The sequence below is a fragment of the Alcanivorax hongdengensis A-11-3 genome (assembly GCF_000300995.1).
GTDB classification, from domain to species: Bacteria; Pseudomonadota; Gammaproteobacteria; order Pseudomonadales; family Alcanivoracaceae; genus Alcanivorax; species Alcanivorax hongdengensis.
Window position 1 is genome coordinate 155,432 of record NZ_AMRJ01000004.1, and the last position, 18,785, is coordinate 174,216.

Consider the following 18,785-nt stretch of genomic DNA (forward strand, 5'->3'; position numbering starts at 1 on the left):
GCTGCGCGGCTAAAGACATACCGGTTGCCGGTAAGGGAACATTATGAGCTTTGAAAAAATCCTGATTGCCAACCGTGGGGAAATTGCCTGCCGGGTGATCGCCACCGCCAGGTCCCTGGGCTACCGGACCGTGGCGGTCTATTCCGAAGCCGACGCCGGGGCCCGCCATGCCCAGCTGGCCGACGAGGCCGTGTGTATTGGCCCGGCACTGGCCAGTGCCTCCTATCTGAATGTAGAGGTACTGCTCAATGCCTGCCGGCAGACCGGTGCTGATGCGGTGCATCCCGGCTACGGCTTTCTGTCGGAGAATGCCGGCTTTGCCCGCGCCTGCAAGGATGCCGGCATCACCTTTATCGGCCCGGACGAAGAAGCCATCCACCTGATGGGCTCCAAACGGTTGTCCAAGATCGCCATGATCGAGGCCGGCGTGCCCTGCATTCCCGGCTATGAAGGCGAAGATCAGAGCGATGACACCCTGCTCAAGGAAGCCGAGCGCATCGGCCTGCCCCTGATGATCAAGGCCAGCGCCGGCGGCGGCGGCCGTGGCATGCGCGTCGTCACCGATGCCAGCGAAATACCGGCCCAACTGAAAAGTGCCCGTCAGGAGGCGAAAAGCGCCTTCGGCAGTGACGAGCTGATTCTGGAACGCGCCGTGATGCAGCCACGACATGTGGAGATCCAGGTATTCGGCGACCGCCACGGCAATGTGATCCACCTGGGTGAGCGGGATTGCTCGGTGCAGCGCCGTCACCAGAAGGTGGTGGAAGAGGCCCCGTCGCCGGCGGTGGACGACGCCCTGCGCGCGCGCATGGGCGAAGCCGCCGTCAATGCGGCCAAAGCCTGCCATTATGTGGGCGCCGGCACAGTGGAGTTTCTGCTCGCGCCCGAGGGCGACTTCTTCTTTCTGGAAATGAACACCCGCCTGCAGGTGGAGCACCCGGTCACCGAGCTGGTCACCGGCCAGGATCTGGTCGCCTGGCAAATCAAGGTGGCACGAGGCGAAACCCTGCCGCTGAGCCAGGAACAGGTGCAACTGCGCGGGCACGCCATGGAGGTGCGCCTCTATGCGGAAGATCCGGCCCAGAACTACATGCCGCAAACCGGGCCGGTGCTGAAATGGCAACCCGCCGAAGGCGACGGCGTGCGCGTTGATCATGGCCTGGCACAGGGTTACCCGGTGGGTAGCCATTACGACCCCATGCTGGCCAAGATCATCGCCTTCGGCGACAGCCGCGAGGATGCCCGCCGGCGGCTGATTCGCGCGGTGGAGGACACCGTGCTGATGGGTGTCAACGACAACCGGGCCTTTCTGGCTGCCATCCTGCGCCACCCGGTCTTCGCGGCCGGACAGGCCACCACCGCGTTCATCGGCAGTGATTTTGCCGATGACGCCAGCCTGCAGGGGCACGGCCCGGCACCCGCTCTTTGGGCCCTGGCGGCCATGCTGCATTCGCGCAGCCAGACGCCCGCCGACAACCTGCGCGGCTGGCATTCCAGCAGCGTCGGTGCCCAGCCGGTGACACTGCGCAGCGGCGAACACAGCCACACCCTCTACCTCACCTTCCAGGGCCATGAAGCCCGCATCAGCATGGCTGACCAGCACATTCAGGTCGCCCTGGACGGGGACGGACAGGCCATCGTCGATGGCGTGCGACTGTCCTATAACCTGGTGCAAGACGGTAACGGTTACTGGCTGCAATGCCGCGGGCAGACCGCCTGCTTTGAAGACATCACTCACCTGGCCGCCGGCGCCAGCGACCAGGCCGGTTCCGGCCAGATTCGGGCGCCCATGGATGGCGCGGTGATTGAGGTCTGCGCCCGTGCCGGCGAATCGGTCAAACGGGGCCAGGTGCTGGTCATTATGGAAGCCATGAAAATGGAGCACAGCCTCAAGGCCGACTGTGACGGGCAGGTGGAAAGCCTTGAACTGGCCGTTGGCGATCAGGTGAAACGCCAGCAGGTGCTGGTCACCCTGAGTCCAGACGAGGCGTAATCCGGGGTCAGTGACAATTTCTGAACGGAGAGGGACACTCCGCTGTGATGCAATATGCCGGGCATATCGGGCCAATCATGGATGCGCCGGCCCGCCCGGCACACCGCCCGGGGGCACGGCGCTTGCCCTGCCCTGGTGCTGCGGTTAAGGTAAGCGCCCGCTTGCCAACACTGGGTTCCCGGCGAGGGGTTTCCGGTTAATTCGATACCGTTTGCGGCCCGTTGGGCACACGCGAGTATCCGGTTATGCCGAAACACTGCTATCCCCGGGCCTTCCAAGAACACAGACAATGGAGATCCTATGAGCAACGCCGACATCATCACGTTGCCCAAGATTCTGTCCAAGGTTCCCGAGCTGATCACCAACCTTCCCGGCCTGGTGAAGGGCTCGCGGATGGCCAAGATCACCGACGCCAACAAACCCCTGGGCCTGGGCGTGGCCATCGAACGTGCCACCAGCATGAACCCCAACGGCGCCGCCGTGATCTACCAGGACACCGAACTGACCTACAAGCAGTTCAATGCCTGGGCCAACCGCATCGCCGACTACCTGGCGTCCATCGGCCTGAAAAAAGGCGACACCGTTGCGGTCAATATCGAAAACCGCCCGGAACTGCTGGCCACCGTGGTCGGCTGCGCCAAGATCGGTGTTTGTGCGGCCCTGATCAACACCTCCCAGCGTGGCAAGGTACTGATCCATTCCTTCAATCTGGTGAAACCCAGAGCGGCCATCATCGGCGCCGAGCTGGTGGACGCGGTGGAAGAAATCCGTGACCAGCTGGACCTGAAGGACAATTTCTTCTTCTTCGCCGACCAGGACACTCTGGAAAACCCGGGCGAAGCGCCACAGGGCTACAAGAACCTGGCCACGGAAATCCGTGACTGCTCCAGTGAGAACCCGGCCTCCAGCAAGCAAACCTTTCTGCGTGATCCGCTGTTCTACATCTATACCTCCGGCACCACCGGCCTGCCCAAAGCCGTGGTTTTCAACCACGGGCGCTGGGAAAAGGCCTTCGGCGGCTTCGGCTTCTCCGCGGTACGCCTGAGCAAGGATGATCGTCTCTACACCACCCTGCCGTTCTACCATGCCACCGGCATGGTGATTTGCTGGGCCTCGGTGATCGCCAGCGCCGGCAGCCTGGTGATTGCCCGCAAGTTCTCTGCCAGCGGCTTCTGGGATGATATCCGTCGCCACAACTGCACCGCCTTTGGCTATGTGGGCGAGCTGTGCCGCTATCTGCACGAACAGCCGGAAAAGCCCAACGATCAGGACAACAAGGTCCACACCATCGTCGGCAACGGCCTGCGCCCGAGCATCTGGAAAGACTTCAAGCAACGCTTCGGCATTGAGCGGGTGGTCGAGCTGTATGCCTCCTCGGAAGGTAACGTGGCCTTCACCAACGTGTTCAACTTCGATAACACCGTGGGCTTCTCGCCGGTGAGCTACGCCATCGTCAAATACGACAAGGAGCGTGACGAGCCGATCCGGGACAGCAAGGGCCACATGATCAAGGTCGGTAAGGGCGAATCCGGCCTGATGCTGGGGGAAATCACCGACAAAACCCCCTTCGACGGCTACACCGACCCGGAAAAGACGGAAAAATCCATCTTCCGCAATGTCTTTAAACAGGGCGATGCCTGGTTCAACACCGGCGACATGATGCGCGATATCGGCTTCCGCCATGCCCAGTTCGTGGACCGCCTGGGTGACACCTTCCGCTGGAAAGGCGAGAACGTTTCCACCACCGAGGTGGAACAGATTCTCGACGGCTTCGACGGTATTCAGGAATCCGTGGTCTACGGGGTCGAGATCCCCAATACCAACGGCCGTGCCGGCATGGCCCAGGTTCGCCTGAACCGGGACCACAAGGAGTTCGACTTCCAGGGGCTGTGCGCCTACCTCAAGCGCGAACTGCCGCCCTATGCCATCCCGGTATTCCTGCGTATCAATGAGCAGGCCATGGAGACCACGGGTACCTTCAAGCACCAGAAGAACAAGCTGAAAGAGCAGAAATACGACCTCAGCCAGCAGGACAACGCGGTTTACGTGCTGCTGCCCAAGGAAAGCTGCTACCAGCAACTGGACGAAGCCACCCAGAAGAGTATCGACAGCGGCGAACACCGCTTCTGATACCCGAAAACGCGGACTCAGGGACGAGTCCGCGGCCCCACCGCCCGCCTCACTCGCTTATCCCCAACAGCATTTATCCACGATTACTGTGGACAACCCTGTTAACCCTCCTCTAACAAACCTTTTAATTCTTTTTAAAACAATCAGTTAGTCGATAAGAGCAGTTTTTCACCAATAGACTATCCCCAGGAAAAATACGAATGGCTTGGCACTGAAGGTTATACACAGAATCTGTGGACAAGTTTGTGAATGGTTTGAGGAAAACCCGAGCAAGACCAGTGATAGCCCCACCCTTCACACATTGGTGATTTTTTACCCTCTTTATTTTTTTATTTATTTTCAATTAGTTACATTCAACTTCAGACAAAGCGAGTGAGGAAGTCACGCCAACTCCAGCGTCTGGCAAGGAAATCACGGCCTGTGTAAAAAAATCGACGCCGAGTCAATAAAGTCCTCAAAAAAATTTACAGCAGAACGGTCGTGCCGGGTTTTCCACAGCTTCTGTGGATAAAGCTGTGAACAGTATGCTGATAACCCCCCATAAGCTTGCTAAAAACGGCGCTCTCAACTGACTGTCTATTTTTTAACCTGATAATATTTTTCTTTTATTTCAATGAGTTGTGTTATTTTTTCCGCACTTTTAACGTTTTTGTCATGCTCGCGCCGTGAAAAAATCCATTGACAGGCGCCTGTGCACAAAAAAAGAATTCCCGGCGTGTTTCAAGCGTTACCAGCGGTGACAGCCCGGTGTTACCGTCGCCATAAAACGCGCTGACACGGTGCAAGCCGATGCGCCGCCACGCCGACAAGCGGTACCCGCGGTTTACGCCCGGCGATCATGGCGGCAAAATGACAGACATAAAAAAAGCGGGTACCTGGGAGGTACCCGCCGAAAGACACCACTAAGGGGTTAGCGGTGTGCGCTACAACACTCTGACCCTTACTTTTTGCGTGAGCGACGGGCGGCGGCTTTCTCCGCTTCCCGGGCTTCTTCTTCGTCCACGCTATCAAGCGCCTGGGTTAACTCCTGCACACGTTGCTGCAGGGCCTCCACCTCACGCTTGTTGGGAATTCCGAGACGGGAAAGCGCCTTGCCGAGACGATCGTCAAAGGCCTTTTCCATCTTTTCCATGGTTTCGCCGGTATGATGGCGAACCCGTTCCTTGAGCTCCTCCACCCGGGACTCAGTCTTGTCCTTGGTGTGACGCTCCACTTCGCGACCGGCTTCCACCAGCGCTTCAAAAAAGCCGCTGCCCTCTTCTTCCGCGCGAGCGAAAGCGCCCAGACCCGCTAACCAGATCTGGTGGGTATACTTGCGAAGGTCGCGGGAAGCACCTGTCAGCGCCCGAATGGGGCCGCCGGTGCGTCCATCTTTATGTTCCTGTTCCTGATCGGACATAGTCCTAATACTCCCGAAGGCAATTCCACGAGCGAATGCAGCGGGAAAACAACACAAAACTCAACAGAAAGCGCAATAAGGGAAAGTATAGAGGGGGCAAGCGAAAAGCGTGTTCACATTGTCGAACAAAAAGCCAATAAGCAAAAAAATTACAGCTCATCGTCCTCGCGGTCGCGGCGATTGCCGCCAATCAGGCCCATACCCCGGGCCAGATCCCGGGCACGGTCACGAATGACCTCCCGGGAGCGGCCGGTGAGCAGGTCCACAAAGCGCTTGCGCAGGCGTTCTTCCAGCTGGTCGGCGCCCTCTTCCAGACGCCGGTCGATTTTCTTCTCGATCCGCGGGCCCAGATAAAAGCGCCCTACCAGCGCCAGGATCAGCAGCGTCAGCAACGACGACGCACCGGCGGCGGCGAACAGCAGCCAGCCCAGCGTCTGCAGATCCACCGTCAGGGTCATGCCACACCAAACATAAAGACAAGCTGACCCAGCCCCGCCATGGCGCCCAGGAAGCCCCCCACCACGATCAGGATCCACTCGTCTTCCTGGAAGGCCGGCCGCAGCAGGTCCTGGAACTCGTCCACGCTGAGCGCCTGCATGCGCTCGCTCATCAGACGCTCGACGATGGCGCCGCGCTCACGGTTGAAGGACGGGTCCTCGAAAGGCTCCACGGCCAGGTCCACGGCCTTTTCTTCCACCGCCTTCTTCAGGTCGGCGTAGCCGCCGGGGCCCACCGTCAGCTGGGCGGCGGTGCGAACCACACCGCCATTGAGCAACGGCTTGAGGTGGCGCTTGATCAACGCCTTGGTGCGGTCACCACGGGGGCCATTAACCACCTGATACATGATATTGCGCAGGGTAATGACCTGCTCGGTGGACAGGCGGGCAAACGATTCCGCCACATCCTTCTGGCGTTTCAGAAACAGCCCCTGGATTCTCACCGGGCCAATCTTGACCGGATGCAGGGGACGGAAGATCAGGTTCAGCGCCAGCCAGTTGGTGGCAATACCGACGATGAAACCGAACAGCGGCAGCACCCAGTTTTCCGGAAAGAAGATGAACACCGGCACCTGAATCAGACCAAACAGAAAACCGAAGTAGAGGCCGGAATTGGTGACAAAGCGAAATTCCGGATCACCAACTTCCCGGAACATCTGCACCATCAACTGCTTGTCTTCACTCATCTGGGTAACCACCATGTGCTTCATGTCCACGAGGCTTTCCAGATTGCGGCTGATATCATCCACCACATTGTCCATCACCGCCGGAATGGCACGGCGGGCGCGGCTGTAGACGCGCTTGCGCACCACCAGTGGCAGGTTCTCCCACAGCACGGCGTTGCGTTCGGTCATCACTTCATCGGTGTATTCTTCGATGCGGGCCTGGATGGTGCGGGTAAGGTGGGCGGCAATTTTTTCCGGCTCCATTTCGCGGAAGAACTCATCCAGGCTACCCAGTTTGGAAAGGGCCTTGTCCACCACGATGCCGGCCATTTTTTCCACCTTGGACGGGATAATGCCCTGCCAGCCGAAAAAAGGGCGAATACCGAGAAATTCCAGAGGATAAAACGTCATTTGCACGGCCATCCAGTTGGTAGTCCAGCCAACGGCACCGGCAATAAAGGGTATACTGATGTACTTCCAGACATCAGGATACGAAAGCAGAGAATCAAGCATTTACAACCAACTCCCCTCCAAGGGAAAACGCACTCTAGCCTCACGGGGCAAAACAGAACAGCTCCCGAGAGCAACCACCCCAGTCAAAAAAGCCAATGTTGTGCAATTATGAAAATGCATAGTATAGGTAGAGGGGGGGCTAAATATAAGCAACCTAACGTAATTTTTGGCAACTAAACGGCCCCACCGGGGACAAAAGCACTCACATACCAACAGGAATGTCGTCAATACCATGCCGCAGACCGGGAACTTCCCTCAGCTGATTCTCCTTGGGGGGCTGGAAAATATTTTGAACCAGGCCCTCACCGGGACAGCGGCAGGCCGCGAACGCCTGGCGGCATTGCACGGCACCGTGGTGCGCATCCGTGCAGAGCGCCCTCGCTGGGTGCTCTATGTGCTGATCTACGAAGATGGCATCGAGCTGCTCACCGAATACGAAGGCAGTGTGGACATTCGGGTGCGCGGGCCGCTGGGTGCCATGCTTGGCTGGGTATTCAGCAGTGACAATCTGGAAGATCAGGAGGCGCTTCGCGTTAATGGCGATGAGGCTCGTGTGGCCCAGTTGGCACAGCTGCTACAGCATTTCAGCCTCTGGCCGCTGATCCGCAACTGGCTGGACGACCATGTGCGTCTCAAGGAACTGCTGGCCGTGCTGCGCCGGGAGGACCCGGTCTGGTTGGAGAAACTGGCCACGCTGCCCTCCCAGGTCGGCGAGCTGGCCGAACAGATGGCCCGCCAGCAACTGCTTCAGGAAGACATTCTGGACGAAGTGCGCGGCCTGCGAGAAGAAATGCGGCGTGCCCGCAAGCTCGACCTGTTCTTCATGCTGGTGGGCACCCTGTTGATCCTGCTGTCGCTACTCAAGGCCATGGGCCAGTGGCAGAGCACCTGGCAGGCACTGCAGCATGACACCCTGTCGCTGGCCATGCTGAGCCTGGGGCTGGCCTGTCTGGTTGCCCGGTTGCTGCCGCGGCGCTCCTGACCTGCCAGCGCGGGGATCAATCCCGTTCGCGGCGACCGAAAATCTGGCCCAACCGTTCCCCCACCAGCTCGGCGCTGGTGCGTGCCAGGTTGCGGCTGGCGCCCTGCAGCACCTCCCGGGACGGCAGATCCCGAACGCCTTCCACCAGCCCCCGACGTACCGCTTCCTCCACCCGCTCGGCCAGCACCGTGGCGGCCTGCTCCACCTGCGCATCCAGTTCCTTTTGCAGGCTGCCGCGCAAACGCGGCTGGAAATAGAAATGCGCCCACAGCGCCACCACCAGCAGCGTGATCACGGCACACAGTACCGCGGTCATCAGTACCCAGAATAATGTCATGTTTGTCTCCAGAACCGGTCCTGATTTATTGCCATTGTCCCACAGTCACGGCCATGGCGTAGCCATAATGCGGATGTAACAGTAACCGGTATTGTTGTTACCAATGGTGAGAGCTCACGCCCGTTTAACGGCCAAACCGCTATAGTCATTCCACTGGGCAGGACGCCCGAGTTCAGACGGGAAGGAGCAATAATAATTATTTCCCTGGGGACGCCAATGACTGCTGTGACGCCACCAAAGAGTGCCGAAAGTCATAGTCTTTCCACACTGAGCCGCCAACTGTCCTTCTGTTGCCGCCATCAGCTGCCACTCTCCGTGCTGGCCGTACACTTCTCCGAGCTACTCGGTCTGGCCGACGAGATCGGTATGGATCGCGTGGTGCAGCTTCGCCAGCTGATCAACCGCTTTATCGGCAAACACAAACGCCTTGAAGATGCGCCGGTTAGCTGGCATCAAGGCTACCTGATACTGACCCTGCCCGGTACCAGCGCCCGGGGTGCGGCAGCGGCGGCCCAACGCCTGCAGCAAAGTCTGCGCAAGCACGAGTTTGCGCTGGATGAGTACCACGTCTGCCTGCAACCGCGCATCGTCGTGCACTGCCGCGACCCGGAAAGCAAAGACACCCCGCGCGATCTGTTGACCACCGCCCTGGGCGTGCTGAAAACCGATGCCAGCAAGGCGCCGGTCATTCTCTCCGCCCGTGCCGAGAGCGCCAGTTCCGAGGAGGACCAGGCCGCCCGGCAATGCGAAGCCTCGCTGGCTCTGCAACTGGAGAAGCTGGTCAGCCAGAACAACCGTGACGATATCCTGCAAACACTGACGCCGGCCATGTCGCGCCTGGACGAAGGCCTGCGCCTGCAACTGGTAGACCTGCTACTGGAGGCGTCGCTGGCCCACTCAAGGCTTGCGAGCCAGTAACACCGCCCGTCGCGGCGCCGGGTACCCCTCACAGGTGCGTGAGGGGTCCTGCGGATCCAGGAAATCGGGCAAGGACTGAAAGCGCATCCAGTCCGTAGCCCGCTGCTCCTGCACCGTGGTCTGGCTTTCATCCACGCAGCGCACGTCGGTAAAGCCGCAGCGTTGCAGCCAGAGTGTCAGCATGGCCACCGAAGGCAGGAAAAACACATTGCGCATTCTGGCGTAGCGGTCTTCCGGCATCAGCACGGTTTGCCCGTCACCTTCTACCACCAGGGTTTCCAGCACCAGCTCACCGCCGGGTGCCAGCGCCCCCTTCAGTTCCAGAATATGGTCCAGCGGCGAGCGGCGGTGATAGAGCACGCCCATGGAAAAAACCGTATCAAAGGCATCGGTCTGCGTCGGCAATTCTTCCATGCGCAGAGGCGCAAACCACACCGGCGCCTGGCCGGCATAGCGCTTTACCGCCAGATACTGCACCAGAAACAGGATGGTCGGGTCGATACCCAGTACGCTTTCTGCCCCGGCGGCAGCCATTCGCCAGCAGTGATAACCGCTGCCGCAGCCCACATCCAGCACCCGCCGCCCGGCCAAAGGCGCCAGATGCGGCGCCAGCCGCTGCCATTTCCAGTCCGAGCGCCACTCGGTATCCACCGCTACACCGAAGAAGTTGAACGGCCCCTTGCGCCAGGGAATCAGCCCTTGCAGTGACTGGCGCACCGCATCGCTATCTTCGCTGCCAGGCTCACCCAGCTGCAGTGTGTCCCGGTCCAGCTGGCAGGGTGCCGGGCCGGCGGGCAGGGAATCCAGCGCCGCCAGCCAGCGCGGCAAATCACCATGGGGATGATCGACAAGCCGGTGGCGAGTCAGGGACAGCACCTGCTCGTGGTCTTGCGCCGTGAACAGCGATCGCAGCGCCGGATCCAGGGCCGCCAGATAATCGTTCAGGGTCATCGCACCGCCATCAGGGACATGAAGTTGAAACAGCGGAACCAGACATGGATGTGCCGGTAACCGGCCTTCAGCAAGCGTTCGCGGTGCACGTCCAGCGTTTCCGCAATCAGCACGTTTTCCAGTGCCGAGCGTTTCTGGCTGATTTCCAGATCCGAGTAGCCGTTATTGCGCTTGAAGGCATGGTGCAGGTCGGTCTGCAGCTGATTTTCCGCCGCATCGGCAAAGGTGATTTTTTCCGACAGCACCAGAATCCCACCCGGCACGGTGGCTTCGGCCAGACGGCGAATCAACGCATCGCGCCGGGCCGGCTCGATGAACTGCAGGGTGAAATTGAGCACCGCCATGGAGCAGGGCTCAAAGGCCATGGTCGATACATCGCCAAGCTGCAGACTGACCCGCTCACGCAGGCCCGCCTCTTCCAGCAAGGTCCCGGCCTGGCGAATCATGGCCTCGGAATTGTCCACCGCAATCAGCGGACAGGCCCGGTCCCGGGTCAGTGCCGCCATGGCGGTGGTGGCCGCGCCCAATGAACAGCCCAGATCGTAAAGCACGGTATCTGGCTGGGCATAACGGGCCGCCAGCACCCCGATCATGTCGATGATGGTGGGATAGCCCGGCACCGAGCGGCGAATCATGTCCGGAAAGACACGTACCACGGTGTCATCAAAGGAGAAGCGCGCCACCTGATCATGGGCGGTGGCATAGATACGGTCCTGCTGGTCTGACATAGGCAATCCGGAACAACGTCGGGGGGCACCGTATGACAGCGGCGCACGGAACAGGGCGGATTATACCCAGCCGGGCAGCAGGACCAAAGGCCGGGCACGGGGCACGGCCTGGCGACTTACTTGAGGCTCAAACGCAGGTTGGGATTGAAGTCCTCATCGGCCAGCGAATCCAGGTAATCACTGACAAAGGCCCGGGTTTCCCCGTCACCCTGCTCGGCCAGACGCTGCATGGCCTGGCCCAGCGGCAGGTCCTGGCCCTGCAGCAGGACATGGGAGCGCTTCAGGCTCAGGCCCATGTCGATCACCGCATACTCCAGGTTTTCCGCCTGGTGCTGATCCACTACCCGGCTCAACAGGCTCTGGTTGCCGCCACAGGGCAGCGACAACAGCTCTTCACCGGACTTGAGCGGCATCCGGCCTTCTTCGATCAACTGGTCAACCAGCACACCCAGTGCACTGTCCTGGCCAGCGGCAAGGCACAACTGATCGGTCAGGCCCTGATCCACGGGCTGGGCCTGAAGGGGCATGGCCATCGCGGCCAGCACGGCAAACATGACATAACGCATAGGAAATCCCCCATTCACGGAACGGCCAGATTATAGGTAAGATTTGACCACTTAGTGAACAAAAATAATCCTTTTGCCCTACAAAAGTGACTACTGCGTCATTATTATAATGCCAAAATAATGTCATAAATCTGTCACCAACCGCTCGCACCCTTGCCGGATGCCCTTGGCAGCCTGCCAACATAGCTGGCCCCGGGGCTGGAATGCTTTTTGCTTAAGGCATTGCTCAAGGCTTTGCCTGAGAACCGCGGGGCCCGCTGCCGCCTCTCCCAGGCTGGGAGCGCAAGCCGCGGGCACAGCAATGGTTGAAGACAGTCAATGTGGGGAGTGTAGTACACATGCGCGAGACATCCGGCCCTCGTTCCACCCGACCCATGGTCGAAACCGGTACCGCCTGGGCACTGGTTGCCATGCTGGCGGGCATTACCATGATGACCCTGGACATTCGTCTGCAACTGGTGGGCATGCTGGCGTTCTTTGCCGGCGCCCTGGCCACGGTAGTGGGCTTTGCCTGGCGGGCGCTGCGTTATCGCCCCGGGGCGTTTGCCGACAGCCTGTTGCTGGCCGTCATGGCAGCCATCATGCTGGCGCAGCCGCTGCTGCCCGTGGGCCTTCAGGACACGCTGGAATACCTCAAACCCTGAGGTTCAGGTGTTCCTTGAGGGCCGCCTGCAGGCCACTCAGCGTCAATGGCTTGATCAGCTGGCCATCCATGCCGGCCTCACGGATCATTTTGCTGTGTTCCGGCAGGGCATGGGCACTGAGCGCCAGTATCACCACCGGCTCTCGCCCGGATGTGCGCTCCAGTGCACGGATCTCGCGGGCACAGGTGAAGCCGTCCATGTCCGGCATGTCCAGGTCCATGAGTACCAGGCCAATGTCGCTGTTGTCGCGATACATGGCCAGCGCCGGGCGCCCGTCCTCGGCAATATCCACATTGCGGATGCCCAGCCGCTGCAGATAGCCACGGGTGACCATCTGGTTGACCGGGTTGTCCTCGGCCACCAGCACCCGTAGCTGATCCAAGCGCTCCGAGGAAACCGTGTCGGTGACCAGCGGGATGGAACCTGGCAGCTGACTGCCCAGCAGCTGTTGCAACTCGCTGACGGTGAGTACCGAGCGACGAATCAGGCGAATGCCCTCCGGAAGACCGGCAGGCGGTTCGCTGCGCATACCCGTCAGCATCAGTATCGGCATGTCCGGTTGCAAAACCCGGCAAAACGACAGGGCCTCCTGCAGGAATTCCGGCTCCGGCAGCCCATTGATCAGCAGCACGGAGCAATCCTGTTTCTCCAGCTCGTCGGCCACCTCCTGCAGACGGTGTGCCACCCGGGCTTTCTCGAAACGTTCGTCATCCGCCAGCCAGTCCCCCAGGGTGCCCTGCACATCCCAGACCAGCGAATCCGGCGGAGGCTCGACCATCAGTGGCACCGCTTCCTCGCAAACCGGTAGCTGGATACTGAAGGAAAAACGGGCGCCGTGTCCCAGGGTGCTGCGTACCTGAATATCACCGCCCATCAGCATGACCAGCTCGCGGCTGATGGCCAGTCCCAGCCCGGTGCCACCAAAGCGCTTGGCGGTGGACGGTGAGGCCTGGCTGAACTGCTCGAACAGGCGGCTCTTTTCCTCGGCACTCAGGCCGATACCGGTATCGGTCACGGCAAAGGTCAGCAATGGCGCCTCGCCAGCGTGGCGCCGACAACTGAGCGAGAGTACCACCCGCCCATGGGGGGTGAATTTCACCGCGTTGCCCATCAGGTTGATCAGGATCTGGCGCAGGCGAATCGGATCCCCCCGCACCCGGGCCGGCGTGGCCGGGTCCACGTTCACCAGAATCAGGGTGCCATTGTCGCTGGCCGGCAGATTGAACATGTGCGCGCACTCCACCATCAGCGCCACCAGATCAAACTCTTCCTGCTCCAGCTGCAGCTTGCCCGCTTCAATCTTAGCGAAATCCAGCACATCATTGATCAGCGCACTCAGGGTGCGCCCGGCACTTTCAATCAGGCCGATATATTCCTGTTGGCGCGGGGTGGGCTCGGTCTCGCGCAACAGCTCGGCCAGGCCGATCACCCCATTGAGCGGCGTGCGAATCTCGTGACTCATGCGCGCCAGAAACTGCCCCTTGGCATCACTTTCTGCCTTGGCCGTGATCACGCGGTAATTGGAGCGGTAGAACATTAGCGCCAGGCCCAGCACCACCATGTAAAGCAGTAACAGGCCAACCGCGATCAATACACTGGTGCGCAGGGCCTGCTGGTAACCGGCCTCCAGCACCCGGTCCGCCAGGTCCACCAAGGTCTGGGACAGGTCCTCCAGGGATTTCAGGGACTGACCGCCCCGCTGGTAGGCGGTGCGCCAGGGCATGTCCACCTGGGGCGCCAGGATCAGCTCGTTCTGGGTCCAGTCCAGGTAGCTCTGCAACTCCCCCTGCACCAGCCGCCACTGTTGCTGCAACTGAATCGCCCCGGTGCGCAGCACCAGCGCCTTGATCTCGCTGTCAATCAGGGGCAGCTCCGCATCCAGGCGTTGCCAGGCATTCTCCAGCCGGCGGGCATCGGTATCACTGACATAACCGCCGCGTTGGCTGATATAGATGGCCACCGCCCGGATCAGCCCCACATCCTCACTGGCTTCGCGGAAAGAGCCCACCGCCAGCGACATGATCTCGTTGGGCAGCGCCTGCCCGACCGGGATATCCGAGACATACAGCACCGTGGACATGCTGTTGTAGAACCGCGAGGTGAATCGCTCCACATTCTGGAAGGGGCCGGCCACATCCTCGATGGGAATGCCGGTCTTGACGGTCAGATCCCGCCAGGTATTGCCGAGCACCGCGGCCTGGTCCACCAGCCCCGGTTCGCCACTGGCACGGATACCGTCGATGAAGAGTCGCAGGCGACTGTCCGCCTGGGAACGGCGCAGATCGAACTGTTCACGGATATCCTGGCTGTCGATGTGGATCAATGCCGGCGACAGGTCGCGTACGTCCCCCAGGGGAGGCAGCACCTCCAGCCCCTTACCGAACAGGCGCACATCGTTTTGCATGCTGCGGTAGGCATCCAGCACCGACAGCCGGTACTGGATCAGCAGCACCAGTATGATCACGAAGGGCACCGTCACCAGTGCCAGCAGCAACCCTACGGTTGCGCCGTTTCTTATGCCATTATGTGACGGTCCTTTCATTGACCACTCCCTCGGCGGGGTATGCTCAGTGTCTGCCATCCGGCGGATAAAAAACAAACACAACAACCCGTTCGACCCGGGGCATGTCCCTGCCCTGCAACACCGGAAAAATGGGGTACACTCTGCACCATGGCGCCTTCAATGACTGTAAAACTTTTTGTCACTTTCGTATCCCTGCTACTTCTCGTAGCGTGCCAGAACACGCCGCCAGATGCCTCGCAAAAAGCCCTTGAGCCGGTCAAGATCAAGACGTTCAAGGCCCAGAAGCTGGACCCCAAAAGCGACGATCTGCCCACCGAGGTCGGTCAGAACCCGGTGGAGCTGTCTCATTTTACCGCGCCCCGGCAACTGGCCGGGTTGCAATATGATGGCGAAATCAGCTCTGACAGCATGCGCACTTTTCGCTATCACAACGACGATAACACCGAGCAGCTCAACCTGATGGTTTACGGCCTGCCCCCGGGCTGGCAACTGATGACCCCGCAACGGGCGGTGGCCGGCAACTACGGCGAAGTGCGCCAGCGGCTGGTCAACCGGGCTCTGCAGAACAGCGCCAATGCCCTGACCATTGTCAGCGAACGGCTGATTGACCTGGAAGGCCACCCCACCGCCCAGGCCGAAATGCGCTGGGTGGAGGCCGGTCGCCCGATCGAGAATCGCGCCCTGCTGCTGACCCTGGTCGATGGCACCTACATCCGGGTGGCCAATGCCAGCTACAAGCAGAACAGCCGCTGGCTGCTGCAACAGACCAAGCGGGCCCTGGCCGAGTTCCGGGCGGCGCAGAACAACAACGATGACACCCGCCCCGCCGCGCACTGAGCGACGGGCCACGGCGGGCGTGATACCCTGTGCGCCCCACAGGACTGCGCAATACCCGGCATGACCGACACACCCTTTTCGCCCCTGACGCCGGCCCGCATCGACTGGCAGGCCCACACGCCGGTGGCCAGTGATTACGACGACCCCTATTTTTCCCGCCAGGACGGTGCCGCGGAAAGCAGCTACGTGTTCCTGCAGGGCAATCGCCTCACCGAGCGCTTTGCCAGCCTCGCCGATGGCGACCTCTTTGTCATTGGTGAAACCGGCTTTGGCACCGGGCTCAATTGCCTGCTGGCCGCCGCCTGTTTTCTGCAACAGGCCGGCGATGGCGCCCGCCTGCATCTGGTATCGGTGGAAAAACACCCGCTCTGCGCCGAGGATCTGCGGCGGGCCCTGGCCCACTGGCCACAACTGGCGGCCTTGAGCGATGCCCTGCTGGCCCAGTACCCGGCCCCGGCACCCGGCTTTCACCGTCTGCAGCTTCACCCGCGCGTCAGCCTGACCCTGCTTTACGGTGAAGCCGAAGCCCTCTGGCCCCTGTTCGACAGCCCGGTGGATGCCTGGTTTCTGGACGGCTTTGCCCCCGCCTGCAACCCGGACATGTGGCAACCGGCCCTGTTTGCCCAGCTGGCACGGCTGAGCCGGCCGGGCACCACCCTGGCCACCTTTACCGCCGCCGGTTTTGTCCGGCGCGGCCTGATCGAGGCCGGCTTCACCATGCAAAAGCGCGACGGGTTCGGCCACAAGCGCCATATGCTGGTGGGCCACTGGCAACAGAGTCAGGCCCCGGCCCGGCAGAGCCGGCGGCAACAGGCCATTGTGGTGGGTGCCGGACTGGCCGGCGCCACCACCGCCCGGGCCCTGGCCGAACGCGGCTGGCAGGTCACCGTACTGGACCCGGCGGGTATTGCCAGCGGCGCCTCCGGCAATCTTGCCGGCGTGGTCTACAGCACACCCAGCGCCCACCTGACCGCCCAGAATCGCTTTTACCAGAACAGCTACAGTCAGGCGCTGCGCTGGTTTGCTCAGCATGGCTTCCCCCGACACCCGGATGAGGGGCGCCTCAACGGCGTGATTCAACATGCCGTGGACACGCGGCAATGGGACAAGCTCAGCCAGGCCATGGCCAGCGGCGTGTGGCCCGCATCCCTGCTGCGCCCGGCCGGCGATCAGGCCGTGGAGCTGGTGGGCGGCGGCTATATTCGCCCGGCGCGCTGGTGTGAATACCTGCTGGATCACCCGCACATTCGCCTGCGCCAGGAGCGCATCACCGCCCTGCAGGAAGGCCAGCCCGCCAGTGTAACCCTGGAAAACGGTGACAGCCTGTCCGCCAGCGCGGTGGTACTGTGCATCGCCGCCGCCAGCCTGCAACTGCCAGGGCTGCACTGGCTGCCGCTCAAACAGATTCGCGGCCAGGTCAGTTACTGCCGGGCCACCGAAGCCAGCGCCGGCTGGCAACAGGCGCGCTGCCACGGCGGCTACCTGACACCGGCCCTGGACGGGCTGCATTGTGTCGGTGCCACCTTTGACCTGCACCAGCTGGAGCAGACACCGCACGACGAAGACGACCGGCGCAACCTGGCCCAGCTGCAGGAATACCTGCCCACCCTCTGGCAGGAACTGGGCGGCGACGCTATCCAGGTGGCGGACCGGCGGGCTGCCATGCGCTGCCAGAGCATTGATTTTCTGCCCCTGTGCGGACCGCTGCCGGTGGCCAGCGAGCACCCCCACCGCGCCGCCGCCGGGCTTTATCTGAACCTGGCCCATGGCAGCCGTGGCATTACCGGCACCCCCCTGTGCGCCGAGCTGCTCGCCGACCTCATCAGTGGCCTGCCACTGCCGGTAGACAAACCGTTACTTGACGCTCTTGACCCGGCCCGGTTTATTGTCCGCAAACGCAAAAAACAACCGAGGTGGACGCCATGAACTTTCTCAACCTGCCAATTACCGCCCTCTACGGCGGCCTTTGTGGTCTGCTGGTCATCCTGCTGGCCGCCAATGTGGTGCGCCACCGTCTGCGCAGCAAGGTTTCCCTGGGCGATGGGGGTCACCGCGATCTGGGCCGGGCGATCCGCGCCCATGGCAATGCGGTGGAATACATTCCGCTGGCCCTGCTGTTGATGGCCCTGCTGGAAACCAACGGTGGCAGCGCCACGGCGTTACACACCTACGGCATCATTCTGGTCGCCGGCCGGCTGCTGCACGGCTTTGGCATGCTGGTACCCCGCGGCAGTGCCAACCTGCCCCGCCAGCTGGGCATTGTGGCGTCCTGGGCAGTCATTCTGGGCACCAGCGTGCAGTTGCTTTGGGGAAGAATCGGTTAGGCGAGAGCCTGATTGTGTAGGAGCGTGCTTGCACGCGAAGGGGCAAGTATTCGCGTGCAAACACGCTCCCACAGGGTCTGAAATTGGGGAAAGGTTGTCAGCCCGGGTGACGCTGATGCTGGTCGAACTGTTCGCGGGTCATGACGGTGACGGTTTCGGTGGCGCTATCGAACACCAGCAATGACTGGCCTTTGGTAAGCTGACGGCGCACCTGCTCCACCTTGGTGGCGGTGCTGATTTCCTGTTCACCGTAGTCGGTGCCGTCTCGGGTCACAAACTCCTGCAGCAGGTTATCCAGCGTGTCCGCCGCCAGCTCCTGCCAGGGAACGATCACCACCTCGTCCATCAGGCAATAGCTCCTTCGCGGGCCCATTCGCAACGCACCCGCAGGGGCGCCTCGGAAGGCTCATGGCAAACATCGGCGCTGTCCCAGACGAAGGTATGGAACCCGGACAGTTCCGTTTCCAGATGCACCACCGCATTGACCCAGAACATGTTCTTGAGCAGGGATTCGAACTTGGCGATCCAGTGCTCCCACTCGTACTCCACCGCCCGGTAGGACATACCGAAATGAATCACCTGGGTCTGGAAGGTCCCCCCCATCAGGTCATCACCGGGGACCGAGAACATTTCCCGGCACAGAAACGGCCACTCATCGGCCTGGGGCAACTGGCGAATGGCCCGCCGGTTCTGGAAACAGCTCGCCTTACGCTCTTGCAGACTGCCGAAGGGCAGGTGCTTGATACAACCGTAAACGATGGATTCGTTATCCAAATC

The 18,785-nt window shown here is 61.2% G+C and carries 18 protein-coding genes; 8 read left to right on the forward strand and 10 right to left on the reverse strand.

What is annotated here, in order from left to right:
- The first annotated feature begins 43 nt into the window (after nucleotides 1-43).
- Together A11A3_RS04935 and A11A3_RS04940 are read left to right on the forward strand one after the other, a co-directional pair.
- Complete coding sequence (locus tag A11A3_RS04935; RefSeq protein WP_008928168.1) at nucleotides 44-1,993, forward strand: acetyl/propionyl/methylcrotonyl-CoA carboxylase subunit alpha; 1,950 nt, start codon at nucleotides 44-46, stop codon at nucleotides 1,991-1,993.
- Nucleotides 1,994-2,293: 300 nt separating this feature from the next.
- Nucleotides 2,294-4,123, forward strand: coding sequence for a long-chain-acyl-CoA synthetase (locus A11A3_RS04940; RefSeq protein WP_008928169.1), 1,830 nt, complete (start codon nucleotides 2,294-2,296; stop codon nucleotides 4,121-4,123).
- 940 nt (nucleotides 4,124-5,063) lie between these two features.
- Here A11A3_RS04940 and A11A3_RS04945 read toward each other — a convergent pair.
- From A11A3_RS04945 to A11A3_RS04955, 3 genes are all read right to left on the reverse strand, one after another.
- Nucleotides 5,064-5,522: a phasin family protein gene (locus A11A3_RS04945; RefSeq protein ID WP_008928170.1), complete on the reverse strand. Its 459-nt coding sequence runs from the start codon at nucleotides 5,520-5,522 to the stop codon at nucleotides 5,064-5,066.
- A gap of 149 nt (nucleotides 5,523-5,671) precedes the next feature.
- On the reverse strand, nucleotides 5,672-5,980 hold the full coding sequence (locus A11A3_RS04950; protein ID WP_008928171.1) for a DUF2486 family protein: 309 nt from the start codon (nucleotides 5,978-5,980) through the stop codon (nucleotides 5,672-5,674).
- Nucleotides 5,977-7,197: a DUF445 domain-containing protein gene (locus A11A3_RS04955; protein ID WP_040296720.1), complete on the reverse strand. Its 1,221-nt coding sequence runs from the start codon at nucleotides 7,195-7,197 to the stop codon at nucleotides 5,977-5,979. The genes A11A3_RS04950 and A11A3_RS04955 overlap by 4 nt, the downstream gene beginning before the upstream one ends.
- 289 nt (nucleotides 7,198-7,486) lie before the next feature.
- On the opposite strand from A11A3_RS04955, the gene A11A3_RS04960 reads away from it, so the two are divergent.
- Complete coding sequence (locus tag A11A3_RS04960) at nucleotides 7,487-8,179, forward strand: SCP2 sterol-binding domain-containing protein (protein ID WP_237738829.1); 693 nt, start codon at nucleotides 7,487-7,489, stop codon at nucleotides 8,177-8,179.
- A 16-nt stretch (nucleotides 8,180-8,195) separates the two neighbouring features.
- Here A11A3_RS04960 and A11A3_RS04965 read toward each other — a convergent pair whose 3' ends face one another.
- Complete coding sequence (locus A11A3_RS04965; protein WP_008928174.1) at nucleotides 8,196-8,516, reverse strand: hypothetical protein; 321 nt, start codon at nucleotides 8,514-8,516, stop codon at nucleotides 8,196-8,198.
- A gap of 216 nt (nucleotides 8,517-8,732) precedes the next feature.
- Between A11A3_RS04965 and A11A3_RS04970 the strand changes: the two genes are divergently transcribed.
- The gene (locus A11A3_RS04970; RefSeq protein WP_040296721.1) at nucleotides 8,733-9,434 is read left to right on the forward strand and encodes a diguanylate cyclase domain-containing protein; all 702 of its coding nucleotides are present in this window, start codon (nucleotides 8,733-8,735) and stop codon (nucleotides 9,432-9,434) included.
- Here A11A3_RS04970 and cmoB read toward each other — a convergent pair.
- The 3 genes from cmoB to A11A3_RS04985 all read right to left on the reverse strand — a co-directional run bounded on the left by cmoB (nucleotide 9,414) and on the right by A11A3_RS04985 (nucleotide 11,679).
- Complete coding sequence (gene cmoB, locus A11A3_RS04975; RefSeq protein WP_008928176.1) at nucleotides 9,414-10,385, reverse strand: tRNA 5-methoxyuridine(34)/uridine 5-oxyacetic acid(34) synthase CmoB; 972 nt, start codon at nucleotides 10,383-10,385, stop codon at nucleotides 9,414-9,416. The two genes, A11A3_RS04970 and cmoB, sit on opposite strands and share 21 nt — an antisense overlap.
- Complete coding sequence (gene cmoA / locus A11A3_RS04980) at nucleotides 10,382-11,113, reverse strand: carboxy-S-adenosyl-L-methionine synthase CmoA (protein WP_008928177.1); 732 nt, start codon at nucleotides 11,111-11,113, stop codon at nucleotides 10,382-10,384. Before cmoA ends, cmoB begins: the two co-directional genes overlap by 4 nt.
- Before the next feature lie 116 nt (nucleotides 11,114-11,229).
- A complete protein-coding gene (locus A11A3_RS04985) occupies nucleotides 11,230-11,679 on the reverse strand; it encodes a hypothetical protein (protein ID WP_008928178.1) in 450 nt (149 codons plus the stop codon).
- 338 nt (nucleotides 11,680-12,017) lie between these two features.
- On the opposite strand from A11A3_RS04985, the gene A11A3_RS04990 reads away from it, so the two are divergent.
- The gene (locus tag A11A3_RS04990; RefSeq protein ID WP_008928179.1) at nucleotides 12,018-12,323 is read left to right on the forward strand and encodes a hypothetical protein; all 306 of its coding nucleotides are present in this window, start codon (nucleotides 12,018-12,020) and stop codon (nucleotides 12,321-12,323) included.
- On the opposite strand, the gene A11A3_RS04995 is transcribed toward A11A3_RS04990, so the two are convergent.
- Nucleotides 12,313-14,865 carry a hybrid sensor histidine kinase/response regulator gene (locus tag A11A3_RS04995; RefSeq protein ID WP_083851677.1) on the reverse strand — a complete coding sequence of 851 codons (2,553 nt, stop codon included), beginning with the start codon at nucleotides 14,863-14,865 and terminating at the stop codon, nucleotides 12,313-12,315. The two genes, A11A3_RS04990 and A11A3_RS04995, sit on opposite strands and share 11 nt — an antisense overlap.
- Before the next feature lie 141 nt (nucleotides 14,866-15,006).
- Here A11A3_RS04995 and A11A3_RS05000 point away from each other — a divergent pair, with 141 nt between their 5' ends.
- The 3 genes from A11A3_RS05000 to A11A3_RS05010 are packed head-to-tail and all read left to right on the forward strand — an operon-like array spanning nucleotide 15,007 to nucleotide 18,008.
- Entirely contained in the window at nucleotides 15,007-15,684 is a 678-nt protein-coding gene (locus A11A3_RS05000) for a hypothetical protein (RefSeq protein WP_008928181.1), read from the forward strand.
- Nucleotides 15,685-15,744: 60 nt separating this feature from the next.
- Entirely contained in the window at nucleotides 15,745-17,610 is a 1,866-nt protein-coding gene (gene mnmC, locus A11A3_RS05005) for a bifunctional tRNA (5-methylaminomethyl-2-thiouridine)(34)-methyltransferase MnmC2/FAD-dependent 5-carboxymethylaminomethyl-2-thiouridine(34) oxidoreductase MnmC1 (RefSeq protein ID WP_008928182.1), read from the forward strand.
- Nucleotides 17,607-18,008 (forward strand): MAPEG family protein, encoded by a 402-nt coding sequence (locus A11A3_RS05010; protein WP_008928183.1) that lies wholly within the window; start codon nucleotides 17,607-17,609, stop codon nucleotides 18,006-18,008. The genes mnmC and A11A3_RS05010 overlap by 4 nt, the downstream gene beginning before the upstream one ends.
- A 97-nt stretch (nucleotides 18,009-18,105) precedes the next feature.
- On the opposite strand, the gene A11A3_RS05015 is transcribed toward A11A3_RS05010, so the two are convergent.
- Nucleotides 18,106-18,354, reverse strand: a complete 249-nt coding sequence (locus tag A11A3_RS05015; protein ID WP_008928184.1) for a YheU family protein — start codon at nucleotides 18,352-18,354, stop codon at nucleotides 18,106-18,108.
- Nucleotides 18,354-18,782: a hypothetical protein gene (locus A11A3_RS05020; RefSeq protein WP_008928185.1), complete on the reverse strand. Its 429-nt coding sequence runs from the start codon at nucleotides 18,780-18,782 to the stop codon at nucleotides 18,354-18,356. Before A11A3_RS05020 ends, A11A3_RS05015 begins: the two co-directional genes overlap by 1 nt.
- Between the last annotated feature and the right edge of the window lie 3 nt (nucleotides 18,783-18,785).

What these genes read in the sequence shown, in the direction of transcription:
- A11A3_RS04935 (WP_008928168.1), top strand. Translation starts at nt 44, where the DNA reads ATGAGCTTTGAAAAAATCCTGATTGCCAACCGTGGGGAAATTGCCTGC.
- A11A3_RS04940 (WP_008928169.1), top strand. Translation starts at nt 2,294, where the DNA reads ATGAGCAACGCCGACATCATCACGTTGCCCAAGATTCTGTCCAAGGTT.
- A11A3_RS04945 (WP_008928170.1), bottom strand. Translation starts at nt 5,522, where the DNA reads ATGTCCGATCAGGAACAGGAACATAAAGATGGACGCACCGGCGGCCCC.
- A11A3_RS04950 (WP_008928171.1), bottom strand. Translation starts at nt 5,980, where the DNA reads ATGACCCTGACGGTGGATCTGCAGACGCTGGGCTGGCTGCTGTTCGCC.
- A11A3_RS04955 (WP_040296720.1), bottom strand. Translation starts at nt 7,197, where the DNA reads ATGCTTGATTCTCTGCTTTCGTATCCTGATGTCTGGAAGTACATCAGT.
- A11A3_RS04965 (WP_008928174.1), bottom strand. Translation starts at nt 8,516, where the DNA reads ATGACATTATTCTGGGTACTGATGACCGCGGTACTGTGTGCCGTGATC.
- A11A3_RS04970 (WP_040296721.1), top strand. Translation starts at nt 8,733, where the DNA reads ATGACTGCTGTGACGCCACCAAAGAGTGCCGAAAGTCATAGTCTTTCC.
- cmoB (WP_008928176.1), bottom strand. Translation starts at nt 10,385, where the DNA reads ATGACCCTGAACGATTATCTGGCGGCCCTGGATCCGGCGCTGCGATCG.
- cmoA (WP_008928177.1), bottom strand. Translation starts at nt 11,113, where the DNA reads ATGTCAGACCAGCAGGACCGTATCTATGCCACCGCCCATGATCAGGTG.
- A11A3_RS04985 (WP_008928178.1), bottom strand. Translation starts at nt 11,679, where the DNA reads ATGCGTTATGTCATGTTTGCCGTGCTGGCCGCGATGGCCATGCCCCTT.
- A11A3_RS04990 (WP_008928179.1), top strand. Translation starts at nt 12,018, where the DNA reads ATGCGCGAGACATCCGGCCCTCGTTCCACCCGACCCATGGTCGAAACC.
- A11A3_RS04995 (WP_083851677.1), bottom strand. Translation starts at nt 14,865, where the DNA reads ATGAAAGGACCGTCACATAATGGCATAAGAAACGGCGCAACCGTAGGG.
- A11A3_RS05000 (WP_008928181.1), top strand. Translation starts at nt 15,007, where the DNA reads ATGACTGTAAAACTTTTTGTCACTTTCGTATCCCTGCTACTTCTCGTA.
- mnmC (WP_008928182.1), top strand. Translation starts at nt 15,745, where the DNA reads ATGACCGACACACCCTTTTCGCCCCTGACGCCGGCCCGCATCGACTGG.
- A11A3_RS05010 (WP_008928183.1), top strand. Translation starts at nt 17,607, where the DNA reads ATGAACTTTCTCAACCTGCCAATTACCGCCCTCTACGGCGGCCTTTGT.
- A11A3_RS05015 (WP_008928184.1), bottom strand. Translation starts at nt 18,354, where the DNA reads ATGGACGAGGTGGTGATCGTTCCCTGGCAGGAGCTGGCGGCGGACACG.